Source organism: Brevibacterium atlanticum, from assembly GCF_011617245.1.
GTDB lineage: Bacteria > Actinomycetota > Actinomycetes > Actinomycetales > Brevibacteriaceae > Brevibacterium > Brevibacterium atlanticum.
In genome coordinates this window covers 2,775,858-2,794,840 of sequence record NZ_CP050152.1, presented here as the reverse complement: position 1 = coordinate 2,794,840, position 18,983 = coordinate 2,775,858, and the positions used below count along the sequence as shown (strand labels likewise).

Genomic DNA, 18,983 nt, shown 5'->3' with positions numbered 1-18,983 from the left:
CAGGTATGAGAATCATCGCCGGAGCGCACAAGGGCGCCAGGCTGTCCTCCCCATCGGGGGCGAACACCCGACCCACTTCTGACCGGGTCAAGGAGTCGCTGTTCTCGATGCTCGAGGGCTACGGGGTACTCCAGGCTGCGAACGTCCTCGACCTCTTCGCCGGATCCGGGGGCCTGGGGTTCGAAGCGATGTCGCGAGGAGCCGCGCAGGTCGACTTCGTCGATTCCTCGCTCGCCTCGCTCCGCTCGCTGCAGGCCAATGCGGACAAGCTCGGCCTCGACCACTCCGCCGACGTCCACGCCGGGGATGTGCTCCAATACTTGGCCGGTCTGCCCGGCGCCGAGGACCCCGAGGCGCGGATCTTCGACCTCGTATTCATGGACCCGCCGTACTCGCTCGGCGAGGACGCGGTGACGCAGATCCTCAGCCGCCTGGCAGCCCATCTGGACATGGAATCGATCGTCATCATCGAACGCGCCGCGCGCTCACCGGAACCGACGATGCCGGTCGGCCTCGAGGTGTTCCGGTCGAAGACCTTCGGCGAGACCGCGGTCCACTTCGTCCAGCTCGTCGGGGAGTCCGACTAGAACGCGCTGGCTTGGTGGAACTGCAGCAGCTTGGTGCAGGGACCAAGCTGCTGCAGTTCCACCGAGCTGGAGTGAAGTGTTCGGGTGTCAGAGCACGCTGGACAGGAACGACTTCGTGCGTTCGTGGCTCGGGTTGTTGAAGATCTGGTCGGGCGGACCCTCCTCGAGGACCTGACCGCCGTCGAACATCATCACCCGGTGGGAGACATCGCGGGCGAACTGCATCTCATGGGTCACCAGCAGCATCGTGATGTCCGTGGTCTCCGCGATGTCGCGCAGCACCCCGAGCACATCGCCGACGAGCTCCGGATCGAGCGCCGAGGTGACCTCGTCGAGGAGGAGGATCTCCGGACTCATCGCCAGCGCACGGGCGATGGCCACACGCTGCTGCTGACCGCCGGAGAGCCTGGTCGGGTGCGCATCGGCCTTGTCCGAGAGTCCGACCTTCTCAAGCAGGGCCTTGGCCTCCTTGACCGCGTCGTCCTTCGACTTTCCGAGCACGTGGACGGGAGCTTCGATGATGTTCTCGAGGACCGTCATGTTCGGGAACAGGTTGAACTGCTGGAAGACCATACCGATGCGCGTGGTCATCTCGCGAGTGCGCTTCTTCGGCAGTTCGACGCGTTTGCCGTCACGTTCCTCGAAGGTCAGCGGTTCGCCATCGATATAGATGTAGCCGCCGGTGAGCTCCTCGAGAGTCATCACGAGGCGGAGGATCGTCGTCTTGCCGGAACCGCTGGGTCCGATGAGGGTGACGCGCTCGCCGGGTGCGACGGTGAAGTTGAGGTCCTTGAGCACGGTCGTGGACCCGAAGCTCTTCTCCACGTCCTTGAACTCGATCGCCGGGGTGCCCGAGGCTGAGGCATTCGGCCCGGAGGGGGTGGCTGGGGTGTTCTCAGTAGGTGGCAAGGCGTCGATCCAATCTCTGAATGAGCAGTGAGGTCGGGTAGCTGGCGACGAGGAAGATGATTCCGGCCAGAGTGAAGGCTTCCGTATACGCGAAGGTCGAACCGCCGAAATTCTTCGCGGCCGAGACGAGCTCGACGACGGAGATCGCGAACAGGAACGGGGTGTCCTTGAACATCGCGACCGCGTAGTTTCCCAGCGAAGGGATCGTCGCGCGCAGCGCCTGCGGCAGCACGATTGCGGTGAACGTGCGCACCGGCGGCAGCGACAGCGCGGTGGCCGCCTCGAACTGGCCCGGCGGCACCGAATCGATGCCGGCCCGGTAGCTTTCGGACATGTACGTCGAATAGTGGATGCCGATGACGATGAAGCCGATGACCAGCGCAGGGACATTGACGAGGCCCGGGATGTCGGCGAACGCGTAGTAGACGAACAGCAGCTGCACGACCAGCGGGGTGTTGCGGACAAAGGCCACAAGGAGGCGGACGAGCCAATTGATCCAGCGCGGAAGACCGCGGATCGCCACAGCGAGGATGAGTCCGAGGATCGCGGCGATCACGGTGCCGACGACTGTTGCGATGAGGGTGTTGACGAATCCGCGGAGCAGGATCGGCAGCGCCTCGGCGGCGAATTCCCAATTCCACATCAGAGGCCACCTCCCTGACCGGGGAAGGGATTCTTCGTCGGATCCGTGCCAGTGCCGTGATTGGCACCCTCACCGGCAGCCGAGTGCGAGGCGAGTCGATCCCTGCGCACAGCGTCTGCGCGAGCGAGGCGCCTGGCTTCGCGGCGTTCCGTGCGCGAATTCGGACGCCTGCGGCCCAGCGCCGCCGTCGCTCTGCGCTCGAGGAAGTTCATGAATTCCTGGAGCAGCCACGCGAGCACGAAGTAGATGATGAGGCTGACCGAGAACGAGAACATCGTGTCGCCGGTCGACTGGCGCAGCTGAGTGGTCTTATCAGTGAGGTCCGACAGAGTGATGAAGGAGACGACCGCAGTGCCCTTGAGCAGCTGGATGAGCAGGGTCGCGATCGACGGGATCATGAGTGCCCAAGCCTGCGGGAAGATCACACGGATCATCCGGCGGGTGGGGGAGAGACTGAGCGCGATCGCGGCCTCCCACTGTCCCGGGGCCACGGTCTTGATCGAGGACCGGACCACCTCGGCGCAGTAGGCTCCGTAGTTGAGTGCCAGCGCACCGATGCCGCAGAGCATCGGATCGAGTTCGAAACCGAAGAGCGGCAGGACGAAGAACAGCCAGAACAGCTGCACGAGCAGAGAGGTGCCGCGGAAGAATTCGACGACGATTCGTGCCGGGATGCGCAGCCACCAGTGCGGCGAGGTCATCGTCAGACCGAGGATGAGGGCGATGATGACGGCCCCGATGCTGCCGGCGATGGTGAGGATGATGGTTGTCTGAACTCCCTCCCACAGCTGTGGGAGGAAGTTCAGCAACGTTGAGACATTGTCGTCCATGGTGCGTGACTACAGTGCCGACTCAGGAATCAGCGGTGGGAAGTTCGCCCTTGCACAGCTGATCGGTTGTGATCGAACCGTCGGGGCGCTCCTCCTTCGTGAACCCGTAGTCGCCGACGACGTCGAGGTAGGACTTCTCATCGGAGACGACCTTGTCCAGACCCTTGTTCCATTCGTCGCGCAGCTCCTCGTCATCCGTGCGGAAGACCGTGGCACCGGCACCGATCTGCGGGACCCCGTCGATCTCCTGGACGAAGGAGTCACTGACCTCGACGTCGGCGTCCTTGTTGTTCTTCGCCATCCAATTGAGCGAGATCGCGGTGAGGGCGAAGACGTCGGCGCGGCCGGTCGTCACGGCGTCCATGCCGTCCTGCGGGGTGCCGACTTCCTGCGTCTTGATGCCGAGTTCTTTCGCGTACATGGTGTTCTCAATGGCGCCGGTCATGGTGGCGAGCTTGAGGCCCTTCTTCTTGACATCCTCCATGTCCTTCATGCCATCCAGCTTGCCCTTCTTCGTCATCAGAGCGGTGGTGTACATGAACTCGGGGTCACCGAAGGCGGCCTGTTCGCAGCGGTCGGGCAGGATCGACATGCCGGCCGAGATCGCATCGAAGCGATCGGCGTTGAGGCCGGGGATGAGGGAGCCGAACTCGGTGTTGACGCCTTCGACATCGTCGACGCCGAGTTCCTTGAACACGGCCTTGGCCAGGGCGACGGACGCTCCCTGGAGCTCACCGCCCTCTTCGAAGCTGTACGGGGCCTCACCGGCGAAGCCGACAGTGATCTTTCCGTCGTCGACGGCCTTCTGCAGGGTCGACTTGTCCGAGTCGCCCCCTCCGCAGGCACCGAGCGAGAGCGTCAGCGCGAGGATCGAGGTCGCGGCGGCCAGTCCCTTGATGGATTTCATAGCTGTCCCTTTCGTCGAACGTCGACACACCATCGTGACGTGCGTCTCATGGACAGTATTCAATACTGATGTTGTCCGAATGTCACACTGTCTGACAACGTTATATGATCGTGATCATGACAAATCCTCCGACTTCCGAACTGCCGGTCCTGCGCAGAGTGATCCGATCATCGACGATCGACCTCATCGCAGACCAGCTGCGCAATGCCATCTACAGCGGATCGCTCGAACCCGGTCAGTCGGTCAACGAAGTGCGCACGGCCGAACTCCTCGTCGTCTCGCGACCCTCCCTGCGTGAGGCCCTGCAGAGGCTCATCAGCGAGGGCGTGATGACGCACGCTCCCGGCCGCGGGGTCCACGTGAGCCGTATGCAGAGGTCCGACATCGACGACGTCTACGCCGTCCGCGAGGCGATCGAATCGCAGGCGGTCAAGCTCATCATCCGCCACGAGCGCTCCACACACCGGATCGCGGCGGCCCTGACGGAGTTGGAGCGGGCGATCGAGGACAATGTCGCACGCATGATCGGCGACGCCGACCTCACCTTCCACCATGCGCTCGTCGCCAGTTCGGGGTCGGAGAGGCTGAGTGATCTCATGAAGGTCTCGATGGTCCACACCAGACTGCTGTCGCTGTCCGATGAACGCGGATACGAGGTCAGATGCGACCTCATCGACAGCCACCGGGAACTCGCCGAGGCGGTCACCGTCGGCGACGAGTCACGTTCTCTGACCGTCCTGGCCCGGATCATGGCCGAGGCGGCCTCTCGCCTGCACGATCCCGATGCCGGGCTCGACGCCCGGGTGGTCCGCGGCCGCGAGGGCGAGACCTCCGTCGATGACCAGTGGCGGCAGCTGCGGGAGAGCGCACAGTAGCGAAGCGTCGGTGGGCCCTGTCGGATGCGCAGTACCCGCTCGCTCGCCGAGTCCTCACCCGTGTGAACCGGCCTTGCCGATACGATGGTGAGCATGAAGGTCGTCTGTCCCGGTTCCTATGACCCGATCACCATGGGTCATCTCGATATCATCGCTCGCAGCTCCCGCCTCTTCGACGAGGTGGTCGTGGCGGTCGTCCACAATCCCTCGAAGGCCGGACGCTTCACCTCGGAGATCCGCTCCGACCTCATCCGGCGCTCGCTCGATGACGACGAACGCACGCGGGAGGCGACGAACGTGAGCATCGACATCGTCTCCGGCGGCCTCCTCGTCGACTACTGCACCTCCATCGGCGCCCCCGCTGTGGTCAAAGGACTGCGCTCGGGCACGGACTTCGCCTACGAACTGCCGATGGCGCTGATGAATAAGCACCTGTCCGAACTCGAGACGATCTTCGTTCCCGGCAATCCCCGGTTCGAGCACGTTTCGTCCTCACTCATCAAGGAAGTCCACGCGAACGGCGGGGACATCGAGGGACTCGTCCCCGCCTCGGTGCTCGAGGCGCTGCAGAGTACCAGCACCGATGCCCGTGACGGCGCTCGCTGAGGGATGAGCGCAGCAGCTCCAGCCAACAAGGCCTGGTTCACGGGTCTCGTCTTCCACACGATCCTCGCCCACGCCACCTACAACGGGGTGCGGGTCCTCATCTCCTACCGCACGCTCGAACTCGGCGGATCCGGAGTCGTCCTCGGTCTCATGACCGCCTGCTACTCCCTCGTCCCGCTGCTCACCGCTCTCCTCGTCGGCCGCCTCGTCGACCGGGGCTATGCCACGGCGGTGCTGTGGACGGGAACAGTGCTGTCGATCGTGCCCGTCGCGCTCGCGGCCATCGCGCCCAACCTCGGCGTGCTCCTGCTGGCCACGATGAGCCTCGGGTTCGGGCAGCTGCTCACCACTGTCGCCTCCCAAGCGCTCATCCCGCAGAGTTTCACGGCCTCCCAGTTGACTGCGAAGTTCGGGCACCTCACCCTCGGCGTCTCGATCGGGCAGACCATCGGCCTGCCCGTGGCCGGCATGATCGCCGATGCCACCGCCGGGGACGCCCACATCACGAACGCGCTGTGGTTCATGACCGGGCTCTCGGCGCTCACCCTCATCGCCGCCGTCATCGTCATGCTCCGCGGGCGCACCCCGCACGTCTCCCGCGCCGAGGCGGCCGAAGGAGTGCAGACACCGTGGACGCTGCTGTCGCTGCGGGGGATGAAACCGGCGATCTTCGCCTCGATGGCCACGCTCGCCGCCGTCGACCTCATGACGGCGTACCTGCCGCTCATCGGTGAGGAGAACGGCCTGTCGGTCACCCTCGTGACCTGGCTGCTTGCGTTGCGGACGCTGGCGTCGGTGATCTCGCGGCTCTTCATCGGCTACCTCACGCGGAAGTGGAAGAACCTCTCGCTCCTGTGGACCGCCTCGGCGGTGGCAGGGCTGTGCGTCGTCCTCATCCCCGTGCTCAGTCAACCGTGGACGCTGGGCCTCCTGCTCACCGTCGCGGGCTTCTGCTTCGGGCTCACCCAGCCGCTGACGATGACCTGGGTCTCGACCCTGTCCGACTCGGCGAACCGGGCGGCGGTGCTCTCGATCCGCTTGGCGGGCAACAGACTCAGCCAGGTCGCGATCCCTTCGGCCGCCTCGGCGCTCACCGTCCTCGCCGGCTCCGGAATCGTCTTCACGATCTCCGGGGCACTGCTCGTGCTCGCAGGGGGAGTGACCTGGCGCAACCAGCACGAGAAATGGTGAGCGCGCGGGGATCGGTCCCGCGCGCATCCGGGACGGCGAAGGTGAGCAGGAACACTCGGCCGCCTCGGCGAACCTGATTGGTAATGGCAGGCGATGATGATTAGAATGGTGAGTCGCGTGTGAACGCAGGAGCGACATCCTCAAACGCACCAGGAGGACGGGGCATGAAGAACAGATCTGAATTCGTCTATGATCTCAGATCCATGGGACTGCTCGGTCATCCGGGTGAGTGGGAACGGGTGAACACCACCTTGTCGGCTCCAGCGGATCTCAAGATCGAAGTGATCGGGGTTGCGGAAGGTTCACCACTGACGCTCGAGCTGATGTTCGAGAGCGTGTCGGAGGGGATCTACGTGTCGGGCACAGTCTCGGCGACGGCCCGCGGCGAAGACGCGAGGACACTCGAGCCCATCGAGCTGCCGATAGATGTCGACATCCAGGAGATGTACGTCTATGAGCAGGCCGAAGGCGACGAGGACTCCTACGTCATCGACCGGGATCAGCTCGACCTCGAGCCCGCGATCAGAGACGCCATCGTGATGGCTCTGCCGTTCAATCCCTCACGGGATGAGAGCGAGGAGTTCAGCTACACCCTGGGGGAGGACCTCGAGGTGGACGATGACGAATCCGAATCGCCGTTCGCATCATTGAAGAATCTGTTGGATGAGAAGAAAGAGAGCTAGACGTGGCTGTTCCGAAGCGTAAATTGTCGCGCAGCAACACCCGCCACCGTCGTTCGCAGTGGAAGGCCAAGGCTCCGAACCTGGTCAAGACTGTGGAGAACGGTCGCGTTGTGTACTCGCGCCCTCACCAGGCCAAGGTCGTCGAAGACGCAGCCGGCACCCCGCTGTACCTCGAGTACAAGGGCCGCAAGGTCGCTGACGTCTGACACTGTGGACACAGACACCACAGCAGCACTGAAGAAGAGTCTCGGGATCGACATCGATCCCGAGACTTTTCGTCTCGCGCTCACACATCGCTCCTTCGCGTTCGAGGCCGGTGGGATCCCCACCAACGAGCGCCTCGAATTCCTCGGCGACTCCGTGCTCGGCCTCGTGGCCACCGAGTCGCTGTTCTACGACAACCCGGATCTGCCCGAGGGGCAGCTGGCGAAGATGCGCTCGGCCGTGGTCAACACCCGTGCCCTGGCGTCGATCGCGCGCAAGCACGGCATCGGCGAGCACATCCTTTTGGGCAAGGGGGAGGAGCTGACCGGAGGTCGGAACAAGGACTCGATCCTCGCCGACACCGTCGAGGCCCTCATCGGCGCCACCTTCGTCTCCCGCGGACGCGAAGTCGCTTTCGCGTTCGTCCACCGCCTCATCGACGGCATGCTCGACGATGCGGTCAACCTCGGCGCCGGGATGGACTACAAGACGACCCTGCAGGAGGCTGCCGCCGACCTGAACTTGGGAGCCGTGAACTACGAGATCACGTCGTCCGGCCCAGACCACGCAATGGTCTTCACCGCCACCGCGATGCTCGGCGAGAACAGCTGGGGCGCGGGCGACGGATCCTCGAAGAAGGCCGCAGAAGCCGCCGCCGCCGAGGTCGCCGTCAAGGCCATCCGCACCATCTACCCGGACTACCGGCGCTGAGCGGTCTTTGCGCCCGTTGAGTCTGCTGGGTTGTTGCTGATGCCTGAGTTGCGTGCCTGAGTTCGATGCCTGAGCTTCCCGAGGTCGAAAGCGTCCGTCGCGGCGTCCACGAGTGGACGGCCGGTGCGCTCATCACCGGCGCCGAGGTGGTCGACCCCCGTATCCTTGGGACGACGTCCCAGCGGCGCATCGACTCCTCGGCCGTCTCCGGGTTCGTTTCGGCCGTGACCGGGGCGCACATCGTGGGCGCCGAACGGCGGGGGAAGTTCATGTGGCTCAGCCTCGCGGCGGTCGCCTCGTCGGTTGGGCCGGCACCTGAACTCGGCATCCTCATCCACCTCGGGATGAGCGGCCAGCTGCGCATCCACGAGCCGGGCGACCCGGTGCACCGGCACACCCGAGCGATCCTGCACCTCGGCGGTGGTGGTTCGGTTGCCGTCGGCACTGGGCGGGAGCTGCGCTTCGTCGACCAACGCATCTTCGGCCATATCGGCGTCCAACCTCTTGTGCACGGGTACGGTCGGCTCGTCCCCGCCTCGGCGATTCATATCGCAGCCGATCCGCTGGAACCTGCATTCGATGAGGGGATCGTCGTGGCGGGGCTGGCGAAGAAACGCACGGCGATCAAGGCCGCGCTGCTCGACCAGACGCTGATCAGCGGCATCGGGAACATCTACGCCGACGAGGCCCTGTTCCGGGCCGGCGTGCACCCGTTGGCGGTCCCGGCGCGGACCAGACGGTCTCGGCTGGCCGCCGTGCTCGACTCCGCGGCGACGGTGATGGGTGACGCTTTGGCCGTCGGTGGGACGAGCTTCGACAGCCTCTACGTCAATGTCAACGGCGAATCCGGCTATTTCGATCGGGCACTACTCGTCTACGGCCGTGGCGGACAGGAATGCGTGCGCTGCGGGACGAAGATCGCCAAGATCACCGTCGGCGGCCGCGGAACGCATTTCTGCCCCGTCTGTCAGAAGGCCCCGCGGTACCGGTAGGGGCGAGTCGCGCGAGGTTCGGTCGGGGCGTGACTCCTGCACCTTATCCGACCCACGGTGTCACCGTCGACTGTTCTCTTGCAGTTCACCTTGTCATCGTCTGAGAGTTCAGCAAAGCAACGTAACGTGTCAGCGCAGCAATTTCGCAGCTGACATCACCTACCTTGCGAGAGGACTCTCATGTTCACAGCGCACGCGGCCCGATGCGCCGCTGCCATCGGCATCAGTGCCGGAATCATCGTCGCCGGTGGCCTCCCAGTCAGCGCTGCCGGGCTGGGCACAGCCGGCTCGTCCACGGCGGAGAGTCCCTCGCCCTCGCGCAGTGCGGGACCGACCGACAGCGACGGCTCGAAGCAGGCTGTGACCCCGAGCTCCGAGGCGTCTGCGATCGAAAAGGACGAGAACGTCCGACTCATGAGCGAATACGACGATTTCTGGACGCCGCGGACCTTCGACGACAGTTCGGCGGCGACAAAGGAATCGACAGGCTTCCGCGGCGACGTCACCGACGAAGGTGCGAAGATCCTCGCCGCCAACGATGAGACCTACCAGAAGCTCAACCGCGCGGCCGCAGCCGACGAAACCCAAGCGCACCGAGCGCTCGTCGACGCCGACTACGACTGGAAGGAGACTCTTCCCGACGCTCTCGGTCCGGTACTCGCCGACTACTTCGATGAGGGCATCGACGATGGATCGCTGTCGAAGTCGACGCGGGCCTTCGACGCGATCCTCAAGAATTCGTCGACCGGAGCTGCGAAACCCTACTTCAACTTCCCACGACCCTTCCTCGCCGACCGCAGCTTCGCCGACACCGACACCCCGAACGATCTCAAGGGGCTGAAGAGCAATCTGGATACCGCGCGAATCCCTGATTGGACCGACGAGGACGGCAAGACGCACACGGCCGAATACGATGAGTTGGAGGAGGGCCCCTCGCAGGCGTTCCCGTCCGGACACACGACCTTCGCCTACGAAGAGACCCTGCTCTTGGCCGAACTGCTGCCCGAACTCGGACCCGAGATCGTCACCCGTGGTTCCGAGGCCGGAAACAATCGCGTCGCACTCGGCGTGCACTACCCTCTGGATGTCGTCGGTGGTCGTATCCTCGGCCATGCGCACACTGCGACGACGCTGAACGACGACTACACGAAGGACACCCTTCTCCCGGCGCGCAAGCAGCTCGTGGAGTACCTCACGAAGCGCTGCGAGGCCGATGGCCATGGAGACAGCCTGGCGAAATGCATCGACGATACGAAGGCCAATGACACCGGCGGCTACACCAACGAGTTCACCGACGCTGTCGCAACCGAACCGGTGACGGACAGAGCCAGTGCGCTCAAGGTCTACCAGCAGCGGATGACCTACGGCTTCGACAAGGTCTCTGAGTACACGGGCACCTCCTCACAGGCCGGCGACGCGCCGAGAGTTCCCGACAACGCCGCGAACCTGCTGATCACAGCGTTCCCGTCACTCAACGCGACACAGCGGTCCGCGGTTCTCGCCGCGACCGAGATCGACGCCGGCTACCCGCTCGACTCGAGCTCGGACGGATGGGCACGCATCGACCTGCCCGCTGCCCTGAGCGCGAAGGTCACGCTCGACGGAGACGGAAAGGTCACGAAGGTCGAACCGGGCCAGCCGGAAGCCTCGGTCGTCACCGAGGACCCGCAACCGACACCGACGAACTCGCCGACACCGAGTGAGACTCCGTCGACGCCTCCTGCCACCGAGTCGCCTGCTCCCGGCGGCAACGACAGCGGCACCGATGATACCGGCAGCGTGGACTCGGACGGCGCAGGCTCGGACGAAACGGCCGACGGCGGCAGCGGCGATTCTGGCAGCGGCGGTGACACGGGTGCCCTGCCGCGCACCGGTGCCGATATGGGACTGCCGATCGGGATCGGAGCAGTACTCATCGTCGGAGGAGCCTCCGTGCTGGTCGTGGCTCGCCGACGTCGCCTCGGCGCCGACACCGACGCCTAAAACCGACACACCCCTCTTCCCTCTTACTACCTGAAGGCGGCCCAGCAACCTCGCGCGAGGTTGCTGGGCCGCCGTCAGGTTGCAATTTGGAGTGCTGCTCACGTCTCAGACCCATACCCGGTGATGAGGCCGATCTGTCACCGGTCGCAACGTCTCGCTCCGGTGCGACGGTCTGAAGAGCTGCTTTTGGTGCGAGGTGCCGCTTTCTGTGAGAGATGCAGCGATCAGGCACGCTGCGGATAGCGCCTGCTGCGCAGACTCAGGCACTTTCCTCAGGACGTGCGCGTCAGGCGGCGGATGAAGAACAGCGTCGCCACGGTCAGCAGGCCGGGAAGGACGAGGCCGAAGACGATGAACGCCGGCAGGGACCCGAGGCGATCGAGCATCCATTGGAAGTTCATGCCGAAGAACCCGGTCGCCAGAGTCAGTGGCAGGAAGATCGTCGCCACGAGAGTCAGCCGCTCGGAGACGACACTGTCCTGTTCGTTGAGGACGTCGCCGAGCATCGCGTACAGGCGGGTGGTCATCGAATGGTTCGCGCCGAAAGCCGCCGCGGCCCGGGCGATGAGGCGCTGCTGATCTTCGCCGAGGCTCTGCGCGAGCTCTTCGTCCGCCGAGAGCAGATTCCTCTGCGCAGCCTGCGTCTCACCGATCCGGAACAGTTCGGCGCGCAGGCGTCCCATAGACCGACGCCGGGGCGATGACGCATATCCGACTGCCTGTGACTCCAGTTCCTGACATTCGTCGTCGATCTCATCAAGTGCTTCTTCGCAGCGACGCGCAACGATGAGGATGAGTCCGACGAGTACCGACCAGGCGTCCTCGTCTGAGTCGACCGACAGGTGGCGCGAGATCTCCTGCAACGCCCTGTCGTCGCCGATGACGAGCAGTCCTCGCTCGCTGGTATGAATGTGCAGTGTGTGCTGCGTCCGCTCACTATCGAGGACGAGCAGCGCCAGACTGATCTGATCGGCGATGACACTGACCAGCGGCCGACGTGGAGTGTGGTGGTGTGTCGGCAGAGTCAGGTCGAGAACTGCTGAGGCCTCGGACGCAAGTTCCTCGTCCGTGTTGCCGGCGAGGACGCAGAGCCTGCTCTCCTTGTGCTCGCGGACAGCGGCGATGTCATCGGCGATATGCATATGTGGTGCCCTTCCTGTCTCTGTGGTTCAGCGGCCCACAGTCGGTCACGCACATCTACAGTACCGGTGCGGAGGGGCTCACGCATCGCGCCGTGGGGAGCTGCTTTTCGCCGAAACGCGGGGCTGAGCCGCATCTCGGAATTCGTGCCGATCCGCGGAAGCTCACTGATCCCGGCCTATCTGGACAGGCCGTCGAGAAACGCCCGATGACCATCGATGAGGACTCTGCGCTCGTGTGACAGATCAGGTGCGCTGAACAGATTTGCGGGGTTGGTCGGGGAGACCCAGAGGGCATTGATCTCCACGACGGAACCGTCCCGCAGACGTGCGGCCGCCACCAGTCGCGGACGAGAACCGGGAGCCGGGAGGAGAATCCGGTCGAGGTCTCTCCATGCGATGCGATGCGCACGACCGACGAAGCCGCACCAGATGAACCTCTCCGGAGCGATCTCCAATCGTGCCCGAGAGCCCATCCAAAAGTTCACACCCGCACCGGTGAGCAGGATGAGAGAACCGAAGAGGACGAGGAGGAATCGGGTATCGATGACAAACGCCAGGACGATCGCCACGATGACCGCCAGAGCTGCCATGACGACGAGCATACAGCCGACGGCGATCGAGACCTTTCCCTGGCGTCTGATGTGGCGTCTGATGATCGTGCGCATCCGAGCAGATCCTTTCGCTCAAAACACCTGACGGCGGCCCAGCAACCTCGCGCGAGGTTGCTGGGCCGCCGTCAGGTAGTAAGAGGGGTCACTTTTGGGTTGTGGTGTCCGCCTCCATGTCCTCGTCTTCGATCTGGAGTTCCGAGGTCTCGAGGCCGAAGATCTCACCGTCGTACTCGTCGACCGCGGTGGCCACCGAGGTCTCGAGCACGTGCGCGGCCAGCTGCTCCTGGATGATGAGCGGATCTCTCGACAGGTCCTTCCACACCGCCACGCACAACAGCAGCATGACGATGACGAAGGGCAGCGCGGAGACGATCGTGATGTTCTTCAGACCATCGAGTGCCTCGGCGGGATCGGAACCGCCCGCCAAGAGCATCACCGCAGCCACGGCACCGGTCGCGGTGCCCCAGAAGATGACGAGGCCCTTGCCCGGTTCCTGCATGCCGTTGGCCGACAGGGTGCCCATGACGATCGAGGCCGAGTCCGCACCGGTGACGAAGAAGATCGCGATGAGGATGACCGTGACGACCATGAGGATGATCGCGATGAGGTTCGGCAGCGGCAGGGCGCCGAGCAGATCGAACAGGATCGTGTCCATGTTGATGTCCGGCTCGCCGTCGACGATGTTCGCCAGCGCTTTGACCGTGCCCTCGCCGCGTTCCGCGCGCTCCTGGATGCCGATCGCACCGCCACCGAAGATCGCGAACCAGATGGTCGAGACGACGGAGGGCACGATGAGCACGCCGGTGACGAACTGACGCACGGTGCGACCGCGCGAGATGCGCGCGATGAAGAGGCCGACGAAGGGCGACCATGACACCCACCATGCCCAGTAGAAGACCGTCCATGACGACAGCCATTCGTTCACGCCTTCACCGTTGGCCGCGGTGCGCGAGGCCAGCTGCGGCAGATCCTGGATGAACGAACCCACCGAGGAGGGGATGACGTTGAGGATGAACAGCGTCGGTCCGCCGATGAAGACGATGAGAGCGACGATGACCGCGAGCACCATGTTGATGTTCGACAGCCACTGGATGCCCTTCTCCACACCCGAGACCGCCGAGGCCACGAAAGCGGCGGTGAGGATGGCGATGATGATGACCAGGACAGGGGAGCTGACCTCGGACATGATGCCTGCGGACTCGATGCCGCCGCCGATCTGGATGGCGCCGAGACCCAGCGAGCAGGCCGAGCCGAACAGGGTGGCGAGGATCGCGAGGATGTTGATGACCTTGCCGCCGATGCCGTTGACCGCACGCTCGCCGAACAGCGGGGTGAACATCGAGGAGAACAGCTGCGAACGCCCGAGGCGGAACGAACCGTAGGCGACGCCGAGTCCGACGATGGCGTACATCGCCCACGGGTAGAGGGTCCAGTGGAAGAGCGTCGTACCCATCGAGGTGCCCATCGCTTCGGCCGAGGAGCCGTCGACGGTGTTCGGGGGAGGCGACATGTAGAAGAAGAGAGGCTCGCCGACCGCGGAGAACACCAATCCGATGCCCATGCCGGTCGCGAACATCATCGCGATCCACGAGGAGGTCTTGAACTCCGGCTTCTCATCGTCCTTGCCCAGCGGGATCCGCCCGAAGCGGCTGACAGCGACGACGATGACGAAGATCGTGAAGATCGTGGCGGCGATGACGAAGAGCCAGCCGAAGTTGTCCATGACCCCGGTCAGCAGCGTGCCCGCCACTGCCCCGAGGCTGTCGGGGGAGACGAACCCCCAGACGACGAACGCGACGGCGAGGATGCCGGCCGCGAAGAAGACGATTTTGTCGAGTCCCTCACGTCTGAAGGGCCTCAGCTTCGTTGTCGGATTCTTCAGGTGCTCGATGAGCTCCTGAGTCTTAGTGTGTTCACTGCTCATACTCGAACTTGCCGAACGGAGTCGTTCCTCATGACTGAGACGAGGGTGGACCTCCTCCTCGGCATTCCTTCCTTGGGTGGACGGCATCGGACTGGCTGCCGAAACGGTCCGAGCAGACTGCACTCGAACGCCTCTCACCCACGATCTTGGCAGATGATGGGCGAAGAATGCGGGAATTTCGACTCACCCGCATGATTTCGGCGCCTCAGCTGTGCTTCACCGCCGTAGAGATGCGGTGACAGGTCAGAGGCCCTGCCGCGTGCGACAGGGCCTCTTCCAGCTCCCCCGGCTGGGCTCGAACCAGCGACCCTTCGATTAACAGTCGAATGCTCTGCCAACTGAGCTACGGAGGACCAGCGCAGTTTCCCACGCACGAAGAGCTAGCTTACCAAAATTTCAGGGAGTTCGCAGAATTCTGCCGTGATTCTGGGATTCCGGCCGCCCGAGAGCCCGGATTCTGCGGACGGGACGGATATGCTGGGTTCCACGATGCATCTCAAAAGCCTGACCCTGCGTGGATTCAAGTCCTTCGCCTCGGCCACGACTCTCAAGTTCGAGCCGGGGATCACCTGCGTCGTCGGACCCAACGGATCGGGCAAGTCCAATGTCGTCGACGCGCTGTCCTGGGTGATGGGGGAGCAGGGGGCGAAGAACCTGCGCGGCGGGAAGATGGACGACGTCATCTTCGCCGGAACCTCGAAGCGGCAGGCATTGGGCCGCGCCGAGGTGACCCTGACCATCGACAACAGCGACGGAGCCATCCCCGTCGACTACACCGAGGTGACGATCTCGCGGACCCTGTTCCGCACCGGGGGTTCCGAATACGCCGTCAACGGGGCACCGGCCCGCCTGCTCGACATCCAGGAGCTGCTCAACGACTCCGGCCTGGGCAAGGAGATGCACGTCATCGTCGGGCAGGGCCGCCTCGACGCGATCCTCCACGCCGACCCGCTCGAACGTCGCAGCTTCATCGAGGAGGCCGCCGGCGTCCTCAAACACCGCCGCCGCAAGGACAAAGCGGTGCGCAAACTCACCGGTCTGCAGACGAACCTCGACCGACTCACCGACCTGCGCAGCGAACTCAACCGGCAGCTCGGACCCTTGGGTCGGCAGGCCGAAGCCGCGGCGAAGGCCGCCACCGTCCAAGCCACCCTGCGCGATGCCACCGCCCGCCTGCTCGCCGACGATGCCGTACGGATGCAGTCCTCGCTCGCCTCATCGACCGAGGGCGAGGACCACAGCGACCGCATCTTGGACCTCGACCACCGTCGCACCCGAACCGAGGCGCGGCTGACCGAGATCGAGACCCGCCTGTCGGGTCTCGACAGCGAACTCGAAGCCCAGCGGACCGCCGAATCACGCACACAGACGCAGATCGTGCGCGCGCAGGGGCTGAGCCAGCGCGCCGAGGACAAGCGCTCCCACCTGCTCAGCGAGGTCACGAGTCTGGGCAGGCGCGAATCGAAGTCCCCCGATGAGCTGCGGGCCCAGGCCGAACGCTTCCGCTCCGAGCTCACCGACGCCGAGGCGGCCGTGACCGAGACGACGACCGCCCTCGAAGCCAGCCAGAAACGGAAGGAAGAGCTCACCCGGGCCCTGCGCCAGGCCGAGGACGAGGTCAAGGCCGCGCAGATCGCCATCACCGAGGCGGTGAAGAACCGGTCGGCGCTGGTGTCGAAGCAGACGCAGGCCGAAGAGCGCATCACGGATCTCACCTCCCGCATCGAAGCCAACCGGACCGAGATCGAGACCGTCACTGCCCGCATCACCGCCCGCAGCGCCGAACTCGAGGCCGCAGAGACCGGGGTCGAAGACGTCGAAGCAGGAGAGACCGAACTCGACTCCGCCTACGAATCAGCCCAGGAGGCGCTGGAGAGGCTCGAGGCCGAACGGACACAGCTGCAGGAGCGCAAACGCCAGACGTCCTCCGAACTGTCCTCGGCCAAGGCACGTGCGGAAGCCCTTGCCCTGGGCACGGCGCTCGAAGCCGACCTCGAAGCGATCGTCAACGCCGACCTGCCCGGGGTCGGCACGGCCGTGACCGAACGCCTGAGCGTGACCACCGGCTACGAGATGGCCGCGGCAGCGGCTCTCTCAACCACCGTCTCCGGTGTCATCGTCGACAACCCCGACGTCGCACTGGCCGTGCTCGACCACCTCGGCGAGGATACGAACGTGTCCCTGACCGTGCCCTCCGGGGCGAACGTCGTCAGCACACGCTCCGCAGGTGGCAAGGGCGGCGACGGCCCTGCCGCGCTTCCCGATCTCGCGAACCTGCCCGGCACCGATGCCGAGACGGGAGCGCTGACCTGGCTGCGGGACTGCGTCAGCAGCGACGTCCCCGAACTGCAGACGCTGCTCGATGAGTCCCTCCACGCCGTGGTCTGCGTCCCCGACGCCCGCACCGGGGTCGCCCTGACGACCGCCCGCCCCGACCTCACCGCCGTCACCGCGCACGGAGAGGTGCTCTCGGCCACCCGCATCAGCCGCTCCCGCACCGCCTCGGGTACTCGCCTGGCCTCCCAGACCGCCCTCGAGGACACGCAGGCGACGATCACCGAACTCGAAGAGCGCACCGTGAGCATCGACGCCGATCTCGCCGAGCTCGAACCCCGGCTGCGGACCGCCCGTCAGGATTCGGCCGCGGCGCTCGATGCGCTGCACTCCTCGGATGCGAAGATCATGGCCGCCGCCGAAGAGGTCTCCCGCATCACCGGGGAGATCGGCGTCGCTCGCACGCGGCTGCAGCGAGCGGAGGAGAACGATGCGGAGCTCAACTCGCGCCTCGACGCCGCCCGCCGCGAAGCCGAGGCCGCGCAGGCGGCGCTCGCGGGAGCCGCTGAGGTCGACGAGGTCGTCGACACCACCCGGCGGGACGAACTCAGCGCCGACGTCTCCCAGTCCTCCGAAGACCTCGTCGAAGCACGCATCAATCACAGATCCGCGGCCGACCGGGCGCGGTTCTTGGGCGACCGGGTCGAATCCCTGCTGCGGGCGGCGAAAGCCGAAGAGGCCGCCAGGGAACAGACACAGCGTACGATCGCGAAGAAGAAGCGCGCGGCCGCTCAGGCACTGCTCATCGCCGAGACCGCGGCCGACGCGGCCGCGCTCGCCACGGACACGGTCGCCGAACTCGGCGAAGCCATTCAGGTCCTCGTCGACGAACGCGGCGGTCTGCGCGAGGAGAAGAGCCGCCTCGGCGAGGAACTGGGCCAGACCAGGACCGAACTGCAGAAGCTCAAAGACGCCGCCGCCGAGGCGGAACTGGCTAAGGAGCGGTTCCGTCTCAAACTCGAGGAGATCGCGCACCGGTCGGAGGAGGAGACGGGCCTCGGCATCGAGCGACTCATCGACGAGTTCGGGCCGCACCTGTCCGTGCCCTCCTTCGAGGACGGCGTGGAGGACCGGCCGTATGTGCGGGCCGAGGTCGAGAAGCGGCAGAAGCAGGCAGCGGCCTCGCTCAAGCGCATCGGCACGGTCAATCCGCTCGCCCTCGAGGAATACGAGGCGCTGAAGGAGCGGCATCAGTTCCTCGAGAAGCAGATCGCGGACATCGAGGCTTCGCGCAAGGACCTCATGCAGCTCGTCGAGGAAGTCGACCGGCACGTCCAACGCGTCTTCGCGGAGGCCTATGCCGACACGGCCCGCGAGTTCGAGGACATCTTCTCCCGGCTCTTCCCCGGCGGCGAGGGCGCACTGAGCCTGACCGATCCCGACGACATGCTCACCACCGGAGTCGACGTCCACGCCCGGCCCGCGGGCAAGAAGGTCAAGCGGCTGTCGCTGCTCTCAGGCGGGGAACGCTCGCTGGTCGCCGTGGCCATGCTCGTGGCGATCTTCAAGGCCCGGCCGAGTCCGTTCTACGTCATGGACGAGGTCGAAGCCGCACTCGACGACCTCAACCTCTCACGGCTGCTCACCGTGTTCGAAGAGCTGCAGGACTCTTCGCAGCTCATCGTCATCACCCACCAGAAGCGGACGATGGAGATCGCCGATGCGCTCTACGGCGTGACGATGCACGGCGACGGGGTGTCGAAAGTCATATCGCAGCGTATCCCCTGAGCTCGGGGTCGGCGATCGCAGGGTCGGCCGTGGTCACAGGCCGGTTTGTCAGTGATGCCCAGGAGGATCTCAGGGAATTCTCCAAGTGCCATGCGGGGCCGGAACACAATTGTCGTCTGCTGG

The 18,983-nt window shown here is 65.0% G+C and carries 17 protein-coding genes and 1 tRNA gene; 10 read left to right on the top strand and 8 right to left on the bottom strand.

Annotated features, from left to right (window positions below; translation table 11 throughout):
* The first annotated feature begins 5 nt into the window (after positions 1-5).
* Positions 6-587 (top strand): 16S rRNA (guanine(966)-N(2))-methyltransferase RsmD, encoded by a 582-nt coding sequence (gene rsmD / locus GUY23_RS12485; protein WP_166972773.1) that lies wholly within the window; start codon positions 6-8, stop codon positions 585-587.
* 87 nt (positions 588-674) lie between these two features.
* Here rsmD and ehuA read toward each other — a convergent pair whose 3' ends face one another.
* From ehuA to GUY23_RS12465, 4 genes are read right to left on the bottom strand one after another with little or no spacing between them, the layout of a single operon-like run.
* Complete coding sequence (gene ehuA, locus GUY23_RS12480; protein ID WP_166972771.1) at positions 675-1,496, bottom strand: ectoine/hydroxyectoine ABC transporter ATP-binding protein EhuA; 822 nt, start codon at positions 1,494-1,496, stop codon at positions 675-677.
* Positions 1,483-2,139 carry an ectoine/hydroxyectoine ABC transporter permease subunit EhuD gene (gene ehuD / locus GUY23_RS12475; RefSeq protein ID WP_166972769.1) on the bottom strand — a complete coding sequence of 219 codons (657 nt, stop codon included), beginning with the start codon at positions 2,137-2,139 and terminating at the stop codon, positions 1,483-1,485. The genes ehuA and ehuD overlap by 14 nt, the downstream gene beginning before the upstream one ends.
* Positions 2,139-2,969, bottom strand: coding sequence for an ectoine/hydroxyectoine ABC transporter permease subunit EhuC (ehuC, locus tag GUY23_RS12470; protein ID WP_166972767.1), 831 nt, complete (start codon positions 2,967-2,969; stop codon positions 2,139-2,141). Before ehuC ends, ehuD begins: the two co-directional genes overlap by 1 nt.
* A gap of 22 nt (positions 2,970-2,991) precedes the next feature.
* Positions 2,992-3,876: a transporter substrate-binding domain-containing protein gene (locus GUY23_RS12465; RefSeq protein WP_166972765.1), complete on the bottom strand. Its 885-nt coding sequence runs from the start codon at positions 3,874-3,876 to the stop codon at positions 2,992-2,994.
* 116 nt (positions 3,877-3,992) lie between these two features.
* On the opposite strand from GUY23_RS12465, the gene GUY23_RS12460 reads away from it, so the two are divergent.
* From GUY23_RS12460 to GUY23_RS12425, 8 genes are all read left to right on the top strand, one after another.
* Positions 3,993-4,751 (top strand): GntR family transcriptional regulator, encoded by a 759-nt coding sequence (locus GUY23_RS12460; protein ID WP_166972763.1) that lies wholly within the window; start codon positions 3,993-3,995, stop codon positions 4,749-4,751.
* Positions 4,752-4,844: 93 nt separating this feature from the next.
* Positions 4,845-5,357: a pantetheine-phosphate adenylyltransferase gene (gene coaD, locus GUY23_RS12455; RefSeq protein WP_166972761.1), complete on the top strand. Its 513-nt coding sequence runs from the start codon at positions 4,845-4,847 to the stop codon at positions 5,355-5,357.
* 3 nt (positions 5,358-5,360) lie between these two features.
* Entirely contained in the window at positions 5,361-6,548 is a 1,188-nt protein-coding gene (locus tag GUY23_RS12450) for an MFS transporter (RefSeq protein ID WP_166972759.1), read from the top strand.
* Between the two features lie 164 nt (positions 6,549-6,712).
* Positions 6,713-7,231 (top strand): YceD family protein, encoded by a 519-nt coding sequence (locus GUY23_RS12445; protein WP_166972757.1) that lies wholly within the window; start codon positions 6,713-6,715, stop codon positions 7,229-7,231.
* A 2-nt stretch (positions 7,232-7,233) separates the two neighbouring features.
* On the top strand, positions 7,234-7,437 hold the full coding sequence (gene rpmF / locus GUY23_RS12440) for a 50S ribosomal protein L32 (protein ID WP_025777330.1): 204 nt from the start codon (positions 7,234-7,236) through the stop codon (positions 7,435-7,437).
* A gap of 4 nt (positions 7,438-7,441) precedes the next feature.
* Entirely contained in the window at positions 7,442-8,146 is a 705-nt protein-coding gene (gene rnc, locus GUY23_RS12435; RefSeq protein WP_166972755.1) for a ribonuclease III, read from the top strand.
* Positions 8,147-8,211: 65 nt separating this feature from the next.
* Positions 8,212-9,138: a bifunctional DNA-formamidopyrimidine glycosylase/DNA-(apurinic or apyrimidinic site) lyase gene (mutM, locus tag GUY23_RS12430; protein ID WP_166972753.1), complete on the top strand. Its 927-nt coding sequence runs from the start codon at positions 8,212-8,214 to the stop codon at positions 9,136-9,138.
* A gap of 180 nt (positions 9,139-9,318) precedes the next feature.
* Positions 9,319-11,121, top strand: a complete 1,803-nt coding sequence (locus tag GUY23_RS12425; protein WP_166972751.1) for a phosphatase PAP2 family protein — start codon at positions 9,319-9,321, stop codon at positions 11,119-11,121.
* Positions 11,122-11,393: 272 nt separating this feature from the next.
* Here GUY23_RS12425 and GUY23_RS12420 read toward each other — a convergent pair whose 3' ends face one another.
* From GUY23_RS12420 to GUY23_RS12405, 4 genes are all read right to left on the bottom strand, one after another.
* Positions 11,394-12,263, bottom strand: a complete 870-nt coding sequence (locus tag GUY23_RS12420; protein ID WP_166972749.1) for a CorA family divalent cation transporter — start codon at positions 12,261-12,263, stop codon at positions 11,394-11,396.
* Between the two features lie 176 nt (positions 12,264-12,439).
* The gene (locus GUY23_RS12415; RefSeq protein ID WP_166972747.1) at positions 12,440-12,928 is read right to left on the bottom strand and encodes a hypothetical protein; all 489 of its coding nucleotides are present in this window, start codon (positions 12,926-12,928) and stop codon (positions 12,440-12,442) included.
* Positions 12,929-13,016: 88 nt separating this feature from the next.
* Positions 13,017-14,798 (bottom strand): BCCT family transporter, encoded by a 1,782-nt coding sequence (locus GUY23_RS12410; RefSeq protein WP_166972745.1) that lies wholly within the window; start codon positions 14,796-14,798, stop codon positions 13,017-13,019.
* A gap of 280 nt (positions 14,799-15,078) precedes the next feature.
* Positions 15,079-15,151, bottom strand: a tRNA-Asn gene (locus tag GUY23_RS12405).
* 136 nt (positions 15,152-15,287) lie between these two features.
* Between GUY23_RS12405 and smc the strand changes: the two genes are divergently transcribed.
* Positions 15,288-18,860, top strand: coding sequence for a chromosome segregation protein SMC (smc, locus tag GUY23_RS12400; RefSeq protein ID WP_166972743.1), 3,573 nt, complete (start codon positions 15,288-15,290; stop codon positions 18,858-18,860).
* Positions 18,861-18,983 lie beyond the last annotated feature (123 nt).

Excerpts from the sequence above, each read along its gene's own strand:
- GUY23_RS12410 (WP_166972745.1), bottom strand. The coding sequence starts at position 14,798 with ATGAGCAGTGAACACACTAAGACTCAGGAGCTCATCGAGCACCTGAAG.
- rsmD (WP_166972773.1), top strand. The coding sequence starts at position 6 with ATGAGAATCATCGCCGGAGCGCACAAGGGCGCCAGGCTGTCCTCCCCA.
- coaD (WP_166972761.1), top strand. The coding sequence starts at position 4,845 with ATGAAGGTCGTCTGTCCCGGTTCCTATGACCCGATCACCATGGGTCAT.
- GUY23_RS12425 (WP_166972751.1), top strand. The coding sequence starts at position 9,319 with ATGTTCACAGCGCACGCGGCCCGATGCGCCGCTGCCATCGGCATCAGT.
- GUY23_RS12420 (WP_166972749.1), bottom strand. The coding sequence starts at position 12,263 with ATGCATATCGCCGATGACATCGCCGCTGTCCGCGAGCACAAGGAGAGC.
- mutM (WP_166972753.1), top strand. The coding sequence starts at position 8,212 with ATGCCTGAGCTTCCCGAGGTCGAAAGCGTCCGTCGCGGCGTCCACGAG.
- ehuD (WP_166972769.1), bottom strand. The coding sequence starts at position 2,139 with ATGTGGAATTGGGAATTCGCCGCCGAGGCGCTGCCGATCCTGCTCCGC.
- GUY23_RS12450 (WP_166972759.1), top strand. The coding sequence starts at position 5,361 with ATGAGCGCAGCAGCTCCAGCCAACAAGGCCTGGTTCACGGGTCTCGTC.
- GUY23_RS12415 (WP_166972747.1), bottom strand. The coding sequence starts at position 12,928 with ATGCGCACGATCATCAGACGCCACATCAGACGCCAGGGAAAGGTCTCG.
- ehuC (WP_166972767.1), bottom strand. The coding sequence starts at position 2,969 with ATGGACGACAATGTCTCAACGTTGCTGAACTTCCTCCCACAGCTGTGG.
- GUY23_RS12445 (WP_166972757.1), top strand. The coding sequence starts at position 6,713 with ATGAAGAACAGATCTGAATTCGTCTATGATCTCAGATCCATGGGACTG.
- GUY23_RS12465 (WP_166972765.1), bottom strand. The coding sequence starts at position 3,876 with ATGAAATCCATCAAGGGACTGGCCGCCGCGACCTCGATCCTCGCGCTG.
- GUY23_RS12460 (WP_166972763.1), top strand. The coding sequence starts at position 3,993 with ATGACAAATCCTCCGACTTCCGAACTGCCGGTCCTGCGCAGAGTGATC.
- smc (WP_166972743.1), top strand. The coding sequence starts at position 15,288 with ATGCATCTCAAAAGCCTGACCCTGCGTGGATTCAAGTCCTTCGCCTCG.